Below are 12,568 nucleotides of genomic sequence, written 5' to 3' on the forward strand. Positions count from 1 at the left end.
AAATGGGCTAAAGGAAAGTCACATATTTGACTAGTTGTTAAGAATTAACCCCCCCCGAATCTCCTGCTTGATGTGCTCGACGAACTGGGCAAATTCGGGTTCGGCTTCGACGTTTTGGTGCCAGGCGAGGCCCATTTCGGCCAGGTTGTATTGGTGCCGGGGGCTGATGGTGGCGCCCGGCACGAGGGCCCCGGCCGCGTCGTGCTCGTAGCCGAGCAGCCAGAGGCGGTCGGCCAGGGCGGTGGTGGTCACGATGTCGTGCGAGACGATGATGACGGTGTTCAGCTCGTCCAGGGTGGTGACTTCGACGATGATGCGTTTCAGCTCGTCAATCATGGCCACGTCGAGGCCGGAGAAGGGCTCATCGAGCAGGATGAGGTGGTCGGAGCAGAGCAGCTGCTGGGCGATGGCCGCCCGCTGGCGCTGTCCGCCCGAGAGGTGGGCCGGATACTTTTTGCGGTGCGGCGCGAGGCAGAACCGCTCCAGGTAGGTTTCGACGTGCTGGCGGGCCTCAGCGGGGGCGTACTTGCGCCCGGCGGCCACCAGCAGGTTGTCGAGCAGCGTGCGGTGCTCGAACAGCGGGTAGCGCTGCTGCACGAAGCCCACCATGCCGGGCGCCACGGGCTGCTGGGCCTGGCCCACTTCCACGGTGCCGGCGCTGGGGGCGATAAGGCCCGCCATGATGCGGCACAGCACCGACTTGCCGATGCCCGAGCGGCCGTAGAAGCCCACCACCTGGCCCTGGTTCATGCCGGGGCGCGTCACGTCGAGCACCTGGGCGTTGATGTCGCGCAGCACGGGCTCGCCGCGGAAGGACATGGAGATGCCCGAGAGGGTAAGCAGGGGTTCTTTGTAGTTGTAGGGAAGGGCAGTCATGGCGGGTTGTAGCGTGGACTCTGCGAGTCCGCGCATTTGAGAAGGTGAGGGATTGCGCGGTAGGGCGCGGACTCGCAGAGTCCACGCTACATTGCGGGAGTGTCGGACTTGATTAATTATGAGCGGAACCTGCCGCACCGGTTGCCGCCGGGCGAGGTGGTGTTTCTCACGTTCCGGCTGGCGGGCTCACTGCCCCGCACGGCGGTGGAGCAATTGCAGGCCGAAATCGAGTTGGCGCAGCAACGCTTTGAGTCAGAGCCAGCCCAGCTTTATGCGGCGCAGAGACATTATTTCGGCCGCTTCGATGCGCAGCTAAACAAAGGCGAGTACGGGCCCACGTTTTTGCGGCAGGCCGACATTGCGGCGCTGGTGGCGGAGTCGTTGCGCTATTTCGATGGCGCGGGCTACGACTTGCGGTGTTACTGCCTAATGCCGACCACGTGCATGTGGTGGTGCGGATATTGGAAGAAGCCCCGCCGCTGGTGAAAACGCTGCAGCGGTTAAAAAGCTACACCGCTACGCGGGCTAATAAAGTGCTGGGGCGAACGGGGGCTTTCTGGCAAGCCGAGAGCTACGACCATGTTGTGCGGAATGGAGAGTTGGAGCGGGTGTTGGCTTATGTGGTAGAGAATCCGGTGAAAGCGGGATTTGTAGAGGACTGGGAGCAGTGGCCCCACACGTATCTGGCGCCGCAGTAGCGTGGACTCTGCGAGTCCGCGCATCGTTGGGTTTAGGTGGGCGGTAATCGTTCGCGCGGGCGCGGACTCGCAGAGTCCACGCTACAGCTACGCGTGGCCTAATGTCGAATAAGGGAAAAACACCTTCCGCAGCAGCACAAACACGTAGTCCTGCAGCGCCCCGGTGGCTAGAATCACCAGCTGAATAGCCAGCACGCCATCCAAGTGCAGGTAGCGGTTCTGCTTATACAGCAATAGGCCGATGCCGCCCTCGCTCTGGTAGAGCGTTTCCACCAGCGTAATCATGGTCCAGATGATGGCGAAGTTCTGGCGCACCACTTCGAGCATGTCGTCGAGCTTGCCCAGTACCACCACTTCGTAGAAGCTGCGCCACTCGCCCATGCCCAGGGTGCGGGCGTGGTCCATTTCCTCCTGCGTGGTGGTCAGAATCACGCTCGTCATGCCCGTGACCAGGTACACCGTGGCGCCGAAAATCAGCACCGACAGCTTCACCTGGTGGCCGGAGCTCACCAGCAGGGCCATGAAAAAGGTGAGGCCGGTGAGCGTGAGGTAGCGCATCTTGGAGGCCGCGTAGGCAATGGGCCGGAAGAAAGGCAGCGCCGTCAAGTACGATATCAGCAGCGCCAGCACCGTGGCCACCGCCAGGGCCTGCAGGGCCGTGGTCATGCTGGCCCACAGCTCCTGAATGAGGCCCTGCGTGGTGATGAGGTTGCCGAGCGAGCGAAAAACCTCGCCCAGGCTCGGGAACAGCTGCATGGGATAAAACAGCCACAGCAGCAGCAGAATCAGGCCCTGGCCGATGACCATCGAGGTAAACACGAGGCGGGTCGGCTGGGCGTTGGGGGCGAAAAGAGATTTCATGGCGTGTAGCGTGGACTCTGCGAGTCCGCGTCACGAGCGCAGCGAATATCGTCGGCTGCGCTCGTGCTTGGGAAAGGTTTATAGAATTCTGGCGACGATACTCGCTGGCGCTCGTGGCGCGGACTCGCAGAGACCACGCTACTGGTTAATTCCCCAGCACAATTTCCACGCGGCGGTTTCGGGCTTTGCCGTCGGGGGTGGCGTTGCTGGCCACCGGCTCGGTGGCGCCGTGGGCGTACACCTGCACGCGGCCGTCGGGGAAGGCGCTGCGGCTTTTGGCTTCCAGCCAGTGCTCCACGGCCATGGCGCGGTCCTCGCTGAGCTGCTGGTTTTTGGCGGGGTCGCCGGTGTTGTCGGTGTGGCCGTGCACGGCCACTTTCAGGCGGCCGGCCACCACGAGGTCGTTGAAGAGTTGGTTTAGGTCGCGCTCGGCGGCGGGGGTGAAGGTGCTCTGGCCGGAGTTGAAGGCGATGTTCCAGGCCCGCTTGCTCACGCTCTGGCGGATTTCGTCATCAGCGGCAAATTGCTGGGTTTCGGCCGGGGCCACCGTCTTGCCTTTGTACTGGGCCTGCAGTTTCTTGAGGGGCGTCAGGTCCAGCATTTCCGTCAGCGGCACGTAGCTGGGCAGCTCTTTGGGGTAGAGCTTGCTTTGCACGTCGCCGAAGGTTTTGTACACGGCGGCGTAGACGTTGGTGCCGCCTTCATCCAGGCCAAACAAGCTCAGGTTGTCGCTGAAGTTGAAGGCTTTGCTGCCGCCCAGCTCCACCACCTCGCCGTTGCGGTCGGTTTCGCTCACGCCCTTGTAGTACTTCAGCCAGTAGGCGCCGGGCTTGTCCTGGTCGCCGTACACGGTGGCTTCGATGTCGGCGGCGCGGGCCAGGGCTTCGGGGTGGGCCTTCACCTGGTCGCCGGCCACGGCAAAGCCCGTCATCAGGCCCAGCACTTCCTTGGGGTGGGCGTCGTACCAGCGCTTGGTGGTCACCATGATGTTGGGCATCTGGTTCGAATAGTCTTTGGTGCTCACGATGTTGACGAGGCCGCCGCGCTGCTTGGCGATGTTCACGTCGCCGGGCGTCCAGGTGGCCACGGCGTCGGCCACCACGTCCACGCTCACGCCGGTGTTCTTGCCGTTCACCACTTTGGTGCGGGCTTCGGGCTTGCCGAGGATGTATTTCTCGGCGGCCACCAGGAAGTCGGAGGCGGCCATGAAGTTCACGGCTTCGGGGTCGTAGGTGGTTTCGTCGGGGTTCACTTTCAGGCCGTTGTCGGCGCACCACTTCAGGGCAATGTTCTGGTCGCCGTCGCGCAGGTAGCAGGCTATGGTTTTGCCCAGGGCCGTTTTGGGGTTGTCGAGCCATTCTTTCGGGCCCATCAGCTTGTCCTCGCCGAAACTTTTACCCACCGAGTAAGGGATAATCTGCAGCTGGGTGCCGGTCTTTTTCAGCTCGTTCTGCACGGCCGAAAAGCCGGGCAGGCCGTCGCCCATGATGCTTACAATCAGGCCCGGCGTTTCGGGGTTGTTTTGCAGGTCCACGGCGTTTTTCACCAGGTCGGCCTGCATCTTGCTCACGTCGTCCTGGCGCACAATCTGCAGGTCCAGGCCATTGGCCGCCAGCGCCGAGCCCATGGTGGTGCGGGGGCCGCCGTTGGCCAGCATGCCGGCCATCTGGCTGTTCCAGGCCATCACCTCCCACACCAGTTTGGTGCCTTTGTCGGCCGGCGCGGTGCCGGGCATGGGGGCCAGCGGCACCACGACGGTGGCGCGGTTGCCGCCGGTGGCCGCGGGCAGCTCAATGGAGTTGAGCAGCACCGATTCGGTTTCGGCTTTTTTGAATACGGCACCGCTGGCAATCAGCTTGTTGATGCCGAAGTAAAGGGCGGCTACGATGAGCAGGCCGATTACGATTTTACCACGTGTTGTCATTTTAGTGAAGGGGGATTGTAGCGCGGACTTTGTAGTCCGCGCCCGCGCGGTGAAGCGCGGAGGGTTGGCTTAGAATGATTTGGGAATGACCAGCTTCGTGGTCAGGGGGTTGAGCTTGAATGCGGCGCTTTCGGCGCGGGGACGCGGACTACAAAGTCCGCGCTACTGCAGGGCATCTCTGCTGCTTCGTTACAGCAGTATTGAGTACTGCCACACGCGAGATGCCGCGGCTACGCTCGGCATGACGTTCTGTTTGTGTGGCGTGGTGCGCCACCGGCATACCCCGACCCAGCAGATTCACCAGGCCGCAGGCCAGCAAAAAGCTAATCAAGCAGGCTAGAATAGGCATCATCGGAAGCTTTTTTAGTGGCGGCGAAAGATTGTTGGGCTTGCGGCTTTTCGTTGAGCACGGCGTTGAAGTCGCCGTTTTGGTACTTGTTGAGCAGGGCCTGTCCCTTCTCGGACATGACGCCGTTCTGGATGTCCATCTCCTTGACGAACTCCTGCGAGTAGCGCATGGCCTGCTTGATTTGGCCCAGCTGCTGGGCCATGTCCTGGGCCACGCGGTCGGTGGCCAGGTCAAAGAAGTACTTTTTGTCGGGGTCGCCGCGCAGGATATTCATGGCCGCGCGCATGCCCGAGCTCGTGCGCTTCACCAAGGCGTATTCGTCTTTCAAGAGGTTGACCTTGAACTTGCTGCCGTCAATCTGGCGCAGGGCCGCTTTCAGGATTTGGCGCATCACCAAGCTCACGTTGGCCGTCGTGGTGGCCATGGGCTGCAGGCGCTGGTTGTAGTCCTGAATCTGGGCGGCGCGGCTGGCGTAGCTCTCGGCCATGTCCTTTTCGCCCTGCCGGGCGGCCGAACTGGCCAGGGCCAGGTACTCTTTCATCTGGGCGTCGTTGGCGGCGAGCTTGCGCTTGACCAGTTCGTGGGCGCCCTCGATATTGGTGACTTCAGCGTCCATCTTGCGGGCCTCTTTCTCAGTGTTGCGGATGTAGTCTTCCATCACCCCGATGGGGTCGGTGTTGACAAAAATCCCGGCCATGGTGCGCAGCACCCGCTGCCCGGCGTACCAGAGCCCGGCCTGAATGCGCTTGTTGGTGGCCAGCAAAAACAGCACGAACAAGACGCCCAGGCCAATGCCCAGCTTCACGGTGTCGAACACCATGTCGACCAGGAAGGGCAGAATCACGCCCCAGTAGTACACGGCTGTGCCAGCCAGGCCCAGGAGCACCACGCGCCCGGCCATTTTCTCCGGCTTCTGCCATTTGGGGAGGCCGGTGTCGGTATCAGAAGTAGTTGTGAGCAAAGTGTTCATGGCTTTAGGCGTTTGAAGAAGTGGTGGAAGGAGAGGGGTTGAGGAAGTTTTGGGCGGCCTGGCGGTGGGCCTGCAAGTCAGCCGCGGCGGCGGCGTTGGCCAGCTCGTAGGAAGCCAGCGCGGCCTGGGTTTTCTGCTTTTCGGCCTGCCCCTGCTGCTGGATTTCGAGCAGCTGTTGATTTTTCTGGGCGAGCTGCTCGGTGAGCGCGGCTACTTCGGCTTGCAGCTGCGTCTCGCGCTGTTGCAGCAGCGCCAGCGGGCCGGGCGTGGCTTTGGCGGTGGGGCTTTCGCCCATCTTTTCGCGGTGGCGCTGCAGCACCCGGGCGCGGTCTTCGGCCAGCTTGGTGGCCAGCTGCTCGGCCGAGGCCAGCAGCGCCGCCTGGTTCACGCCGGTGAGGGCGGCGAAGGCGTTGAAGGCCGTTTGGTAGAGCAGCGGGCCGGTGAGGCCGCTGCTGGCCATGCTGGTCACCATCTTGGTGTAGGCCCCGAAGTCCTTGCCGTCGCCGGCCAGCAGGCCCGCGATGTGGTCGAGGTGGCGCTGCTCGGCCTGGGCCACGAGCGGCGCCGGGCCGGCCGGCGCGGGCGCGTCGGCCACGGGCTGGGGCGGCAGCGGCCGCGGCGTGGGAGCAGCGACCGGGGCCCTTTCATCTTCTTCGATGAAAAAGCCCTTGGCGGCTTTGGTGAAGTTGTTAAGAATGGCCATGGTAGCGTGCGTTTGGTGACTTGCACCTAATGCCAATACCAGTGCCGTTTCGGAAATAATTTATTGAAAAATTGATTTTATAATTGATATACAGTTGATTAAATAAAAATCCCCGCCCGGCGTGGGGCCGGGCGGGGACTGGTTTTTTCCAAAATGGAAAGACTAATTTTTCATAACAACAAAAGCAGCGCGACCCCACGGCGCCGTTGCCGGCCTCGCCGCCCCGCCTTCTATCGGCTTGCCAAGCCCGGCATTACAGCAAGCCCGTCATATTGTATGCGGGCAGCGGGCGGCCACTCTGTAAAGCCGCAACTCAGCTTTTGAGGGCCTGTGCGCTGGGTTGCGCGTCGGCGCGCGCCACGCGCGCCATTGGTTTGTGACTAACGATACCTTATATGCTGAGCCGGAACAAGTCGCCTTCGCCCTTTAGCGACGACTGGCGGATTTTTAAATCTCCGGAAATTACGAAGGTGCGGGGCTGAAAATTCTCTTTCTGCTGCACTTGCTCCAGAAAAAGCCGGGCCGCCTGCTGGCCGATGCGGTAGGGGTGCAGGTCGACGGTGGTGAGGGCCGGCTCTATCATGGCGGCCATGAACTCATCGCCGTAGCCCACCACGGCCATTTGCTGAGGCACGCGCACGCCGCGTTTTTTCAAGGCGACCAGCAGGTCAAAGGCATTGGTGTAGTTGATGGCAAAAATGGCGTCGGGCGGCTCGGGCAGCGCCAGCCAAGCGTCGAGCGTCGCTTCGGCCTCTTCGGTGCGGAACTCGATGTGAGCCTCGTACTCAGGGCGCAGCGGTAGGTGGTAGCGCTTGAGGGCGTGCTGGTAGCCGGCCAGGCGGTTGCGGCTGATGAGCAGCGACTCGGGCCCGGCCAGGATGGCAATGCGCCGGGCGCCCTGCTGGATGAGGTGTTCGGTGACGTTGTAGGCTCCGTTCCAGTCGTCGAGGATGACCTTGGCGCTTTCCACCTCGTTGCTCACCCGGTCGAAGTGCACCACCGGAATGCCGCGGCAGGCGCTGGGCTTCACGTGGTCGAAGTTCTCGGTTTCGCGCGAGTGGCAGATGAGCAGGCCATCGACCTGGCTGGCCACCAGGGCCTGCACGTTGCTCACCTCGGTGCGGTACGATTCCTTCGACTGGCAAATCATCACCCGGTAGCCGGCCTCGGTGGCCACGGCCTGGATGCCACTCACGGCCGTGGCGAAAAACGGCCGTTCCAGGTCCGGTATCAGCACGCCCAGGGTGTGGGTTTCGCGGCTTTTGAGGCTCTGGGCCAGCAGGTTGGGCTGGTAGTCGAGCAGCCGGGCGGCGTCGAGGATGGCCTGGCGGGTGACGGGGCTGATGTCGGTGTGCCCGTTCAGGGCCCGCGACACCGTGGACGAGGCCACGCCCACGGCCTTGGCCACGTCGCCGATGGTGGTCTGGACGCGGCGCCGGTCCGGCGCCGGGCCGGTTTTTTCTTCCGTGAAATGATAGTCGCACGCCTTGCAGAGGTAGCGCTGCCGGCCCCGCACAAACCCAGCCTTCAATACTGAATCGGGAAGCTTGCATTTGACGCAGGTGGTCATATTAAATTGTATTTAGTTTAGAAAATTGCCTGTGCAACGGCGCTGTGGCAGCCCTGCTGTGAGTACTCACTCAAATATAACGAACAAAAAAAATTTTCAGCCACATTAACAGAAAGTTATCTATCGGCATCGTTTCCGGAAACGATGCCGATAGTTTTGGCGCCAATGCACTGAAATTTGGCCGATTTCGACAGAATCAATTGCTGGTTTCCGGTTCTACATTCGACAGCAGGTTCGCTAAACGACCTATCGGCCGCATTTACGGTTCTTCGGATAGTAAGCCGGTCCCGGTATAACACAAATTGTATTTTACCTTAAGCGCGTCATGCTTCATACCATGCGTTGGTTCGGGCCGCACGACCCGGTTTCGCTCTTCGACCTCCGCCAGGCGGGCTGCGCCGGGGTGGTGACGGCCCTGCACCAGCTGCCGGTGGGTGCGGTGTGGCCGGTGGCGGAGATTGCAGCGCGCCAGCGCCTGATTGAGGCCGATAACGCCACGCACGCCCCCCTGCACTGGGCCGTGGTGGAAAGCCTGCCGGTGCACGAAGACATCAAAAAGGGCCGCCCCGCGCGCAAGCAGTACATCGAGAACTACAAAGCCTCGCTGCGCAACCTGGCCGCCTGCGGCATCCGCACGGTGTGCTACAACTTCATGCCGGTGCTGGACTGGTCGCGCACCAACCTGCGCTACGAAATGCCCGACGGCTCGCGGGCGCTACGCTTTGTGTGGCAGGATTTTGCGGTGTTCGACCTCTGCATTCTGAAGCGGACGGGCGCGGAAACGGATTACGAAGCCTCGGTGGTGGCCGCCGCCCGGCAGCAGTTTGCCGCCATGAGCGCCGCGGAAATCGCCGGCCTCACCAACACGGTGCTGCTGGGCCTGCCCGGTTCGGAAGAGGCCTTTGAGCTGACCAATTTCCAGGGCCTGCTGGACGAGTACGCGGCCATCGACGCCGAGGCACTGCGCGACAACCTGCACCACTTCATCCGGCAGGTGGCCCCGGTGGCTGAGGAACTGGGCATCGGCCTGTGCATTCACCCCGACGACCCGCCGTACCCGCTGCTGGGCCTGCCCCGCGTGGTGAGCACGGCCGACGACCTGGCCCGGCTGTTTGCGGCTTGCGACGTGCCGGCCAACGGCCTCACGTTCTGCACGGGCTCGCTGGGCGTGCGGGCCGATAACGACCTGCCGGCCATTGCCCGGCAGTTTGCCTCGCGCATCCATTTCGTGCACCTGCGCGCCACCAAGCGCGAGGAAAACCCGCGCAACTTCCACGAAGCCGACCACCTGGCCGGCGACGTGGACATGTACGCCGTGGTGCGCGAGCTGGTGCTGGAAGAGCAGCGCCGCGTCGCGAAAGGACTGAGCATCAGTGTACTACCCATGCGCCCCGACCACGGCCACCAGATGCTCGACGACCTTCACAAGAAAACCTACCCTGGCTACTCGGCCATTGGCCGCCTGCGCGGGCTGGCCGAGCTGCGGGGCCTGGAATACGGCATCCGCCGGGGCCTGGCCGCCGAGGCTCCGCCCGCGGTGCGGCACGCCGAAATCGCCCAGCTCGCCTAACCACCCTCTCCCCAAATCCCACCCATGTTGCTCCGGTCTCTTTTGCTACTCCTGGCTATTGTTGCCGCCGCGCCCCGCTGCGTGGCCGACGACGGCTATCGGCTGTGGCTGAAGTATGACCTGGTAGCCGATGCCACGCAGCGGGCGCAGTTCCGGGCCGTCGCGCAGTACATCGCCGCCAGCGGCAATGATGTGGTGCTGAAAACGGCCGCGGCCGAGCTGCAGCGCGGCTTGCAGGGACTGCTGGGCCAGGCGGTGCCGGTGGTGGCAGCTGCGCCGGTCGGCACGCAGCGCGGCGTTGTTTTAACCATAAATCCGACTGCAAACGTTTTTGGTAGCTCGACCAGCCGGGATGCTTACCACATTGCGCCGCAGGGCCGCCACCTGGCCGTGACGGGTAGGAGCGGGGCGGGCGTGCTCTACGGCGTATTTGCGCTGCTGCGGCAGCTGCAAACCGGCCAAGCCATTGCTAATCTGACCCTGACCAGCAGCCCGCGCATTCAGTACCGGCTGCTCAACCATTGGGACAACCCCAACGGGACGGTGGAGCGGGGCTACGCGGGCGCCAGCATCTGGAAATGGAACGAATTGCCCCAGCGCCTCGACCCGCGCTACACTGATTACGCCCGCGCCAATGCATCCATTGGCCTCAATGGCGTGGCCATTAACAACGTGAATGCCAGTGCGCGCTACCTCACGCCCGAATACCTGGAAAAGGTGAAGGCCCTGGCGGGCGTGTTCCGGCCCTACGGCATCCGGGTGTATTTGTCGGTGTTCTGGGCGGCGCCCAAGGTCATTGGCGGGCTGAAAACGGCCGACCCGCTCGACCCGCAGGTGCAGCAGTGGTGGGCCGCGAAAACCGAGGAGATTTACCGGGTCATTCCGGACTTCGGCGGCTTTCTGGTGAAGGCCAACTCCGAGGGCGAGCCCGGCCCGCAGGACTACGGCCGCAACCACGCCGAGGGCGCCAACATGCTGGCCGCGGCCCTGGGCGCGCACGACGGCATTGTGATGTGGCGCGCCTTCGTGTACAAGGCCGGCAGCGACGACCGGTTCAAGCAGGCCTACGAGGAGTTCAAGCCGCTCGATGGCAAGTTTGCGCCCAAAGTGTTGGTGCAGGTGAAAAACGGACCGATTGATTTTCAGGCCCGCGAGCCCTTTCACCCGCTGTTTGGGGCCATGCCGCGCACGCCGCTGGTGCTGGAAGTGCAGCTCACGCAGGAGTATTTGGGCATGGCCACGCACCTGGTGTACCTGGCGCCGCTGTTCAAGGAGTGCCTCAATGCCGACACCCAAACCCAAGGCCCCGGCTCGACGGTGGCCCGGGTGGTGGACGGTAGCCTCGACCAGCACCGCCTCAGCGGCATTGCGGGCGTGGCCAACATCGGCGCCGACCGCAACTGGACCGGCCACCCCCTGGGCCAGGCCAACTGGTACGCCTTCGGCCGCCTGGCCTGGGACCACACGCTGAGCTCGGCCGCCATTGCCACCGAATGGACCAAAATGACGCTGACCCGCGAGCCCCGGGCCGTGGCCAGCATCGTGGACCTGATGGACCGCTCGCGCGACATCTACGTGCGCTACACCACGCCGCTGGGCCTGCACCACATCATGGGCCAGAACATTCACTACGGCCCCGAGCCCTGGCTGGCCCAGGCCGGCCGGCCCGACTGGACCGCCGTGTACTACCACAAAGCCGATTCCGCGGGCCTGGGCTTCAACCGCACCGCCACCGGCTCCAACGCGCTGGCGCTGTACTCCGCCGGCGTGCAGCAGGAGTGGGGCGACCCCCAAACCTGCCCGCTCAACTACCTGCTCTGGTTCCACCACGTGGGCTGGCGGCAGCCGCTGCCCACCGGCCGCAGCCTCTGGCACGAGCTGGTGACGCGCTACTATACCGGCGCCGACTCGGTGACCTGGATGCAGCAGCGCTGGGCCAGCGTGCAGCCCGCCGTGGACGCGGCCCTGCACGCCGACGTGGCGGCCCGGCTCGAAATCCAGCGGCGCGAGGCCCTGTGGTGGCGCGACGCCTGCGTGCTCTACTTCCAAACCTATTCCAAACAACCCATTCCCGCGCCCTTCGCGCCGCCCACCCGCACGCTGGCCGAAGTCAAAAACCTGGTCGACCTCTACCAGCTCAAGTAACCATTCCCTGCAAAACTCCCCGACATGAATAAGCTGTCGCCTGCTCACGGCCTCCATTCCAACGGCCATACTTCTTCTTCCAACGGCGTCGTCACGGCGGCGCAGCAGCGGCACGCCGACGTGTTTTCGCTCGACGGCAAGCTGGCGCTCATCACCGGCGGCGGCACCGGCATCGGGCTCGAAATAGCCCGCTGCATGGCCCAGGCCGGCGCCACGGTGGTCATCACGGGGCGGCGCGAGGCGGTGCTGCAAGAGGCCGTGGCCGACCTGGGCGAATCGGCCGAATACCTGGTGAACGACATCACCGACCTCGGCTCCATCGAAGGGCTGGTGGCCGAGATTGAAGCCACCTACGGCGCGCTCGACATCCTGGTGAACAACGCCGGCATCAACCTCAAAAAGCCCGCGCTGGAGGTAACCGACGAGGAATTTAGCCGCATTCTGCACACCAACCTGCACTCGGTATTTGCGCTCACGCGGGCCTGCGCCACTCGCATGGTGGCCCGCAAAAAGGGCGTCATCCTGATGATTTCCTCGATGGCGGCCTACTACGGCATCGACCGCGTGGTGGCCTACGCGGCCTCCAAGTCGGCGGTGGAGGGCATGGTGAAGGTGCTGGCCTCGGAGTTTTCCTGCCACAACGTGCGCGTGAACGCCATTGCGCCGGGCTTCATCGAAACCGAGATGAGCCGCACGGCCATGAACTCCGACCCCGACCGGCGCGACCGCGCCATGCGCCGCACGCCCATGGGCAGCTTCGGCCAGCCCGAAGACATCGGGCACGCGGCCGTGTTCCTGGCCTCCGACGCCGCCCGCTACATCACCGGCGCCTCGCTGCCCGTGGACGGCGGCAACTCCATCGGCTTCTGACCGGCCTGCTTCAGGCTCTCATTTCACTAAAC

At 63.5% G+C, this 12,568-nt stretch carries 10 protein-coding genes; 4 read left to right on the top strand and 6 right to left on the bottom strand.

Translation table 11 applies throughout. From position 1 onward, the window contains the following. Positions 1 to 30: 30 nt before the first annotated feature. Positions 31 to 876 carry an ATP-binding cassette domain-containing protein gene (locus I2H31_RS18280; protein WP_196294501.1) on the bottom strand — a complete coding sequence of 282 codons (846 nt, stop codon included), beginning with the start codon at positions 874 to 876 and terminating at the stop codon, positions 31 to 33. Positions 877 to 975: 99 nt separating this feature from the next. Between I2H31_RS18280 and I2H31_RS18285 the strand changes: the two genes are divergently transcribed. Beyond that, on the top strand, positions 976 to 1,362 hold the full coding sequence (locus I2H31_RS18285; protein ID WP_196294502.1) for a hypothetical protein: 387 nt from the start codon (positions 976 to 978) through the stop codon (positions 1,360 to 1,362). Between the two features lie 299 nt (positions 1,363 to 1,661). On the opposite strand, the gene I2H31_RS18295 is transcribed toward I2H31_RS18285, so the two are convergent. The 5 genes from I2H31_RS18295 to I2H31_RS18315 all read right to left on the bottom strand — a co-directional run bounded on the left by I2H31_RS18295 (position 1,662) and on the right by I2H31_RS18315 (position 7,951). Next, positions 1,662 to 2,435 carry an ABC transporter permease gene (locus tag I2H31_RS18295; RefSeq protein WP_196294504.1) on the bottom strand — a complete coding sequence of 258 codons (774 nt, stop codon included), beginning with the start codon at positions 2,433 to 2,435 and terminating at the stop codon, positions 1,662 to 1,664. A gap of 145 nt (positions 2,436 to 2,580) precedes the next feature. Continuing rightward, positions 2,581 to 4,359 carry an OmpA family protein gene (locus I2H31_RS18300; protein ID WP_196294505.1) on the bottom strand — a complete coding sequence of 593 codons (1,779 nt, stop codon included), beginning with the start codon at positions 4,357 to 4,359 and terminating at the stop codon, positions 2,581 to 2,583. Positions 4,360 to 4,682: 323 nt separating this feature from the next. Then, positions 4,683 to 5,678, bottom strand: coding sequence for a hypothetical protein (locus tag I2H31_RS18305; RefSeq protein WP_196294506.1), 996 nt, complete (start codon positions 5,676 to 5,678; stop codon positions 4,683 to 4,685). 4 nt (positions 5,679 to 5,682) lie between these two features. Beyond that, the gene (locus I2H31_RS18310; protein ID WP_196294507.1) at positions 5,683 to 6,381 is read right to left on the bottom strand and encodes a hypothetical protein; all 699 of its coding nucleotides are present in this window, start codon (positions 6,379 to 6,381) and stop codon (positions 5,683 to 5,685) included. Between the two features lie 391 nt (positions 6,382 to 6,772). Next, complete coding sequence (locus I2H31_RS18315) at positions 6,773 to 7,951, bottom strand: substrate-binding domain-containing protein (protein ID WP_196294508.1); 1,179 nt, start codon at positions 7,949 to 7,951, stop codon at positions 6,773 to 6,775. Positions 7,952 to 8,276: 325 nt separating this feature from the next. On the opposite strand from I2H31_RS18315, the gene uxuA reads away from it, so the two are divergent. Genes uxuA through I2H31_RS18330 form a run of 3 tightly spaced genes read left to right on the top strand, consistent with a single transcriptional unit; the run spans position 8,277 to position 12,536 of the window. Next, positions 8,277 to 9,521, top strand: a complete 1,245-nt coding sequence (gene uxuA, locus I2H31_RS18320) for a mannonate dehydratase (protein ID WP_230687916.1) — start codon at positions 8,277 to 8,279, stop codon at positions 9,519 to 9,521. 24 nt (positions 9,522 to 9,545) lie between these two features. Next, a complete protein-coding gene (locus I2H31_RS18325; RefSeq protein ID WP_196294509.1) occupies positions 9,546 to 11,666 on the top strand; it encodes an alpha-glucuronidase family glycosyl hydrolase in 2,121 nt (706 codons plus the stop codon). 24 nt (positions 11,667 to 11,690) lie between these two features. Beyond that, a complete protein-coding gene (locus I2H31_RS18330) occupies positions 11,691 to 12,536 on the top strand; it encodes an SDR family NAD(P)-dependent oxidoreductase (RefSeq protein WP_196294510.1) in 846 nt (281 codons plus the stop codon). Positions 12,537 to 12,568: the final 32 nt, after the last annotated feature.

This window comes from Hymenobacter ruricola, from assembly GCF_015694525.1.
GTDB classification, from domain to species: Bacteria; Bacteroidota; Bacteroidia; order Cytophagales; family Hymenobacteraceae; genus Hymenobacter; species Hymenobacter ruricola.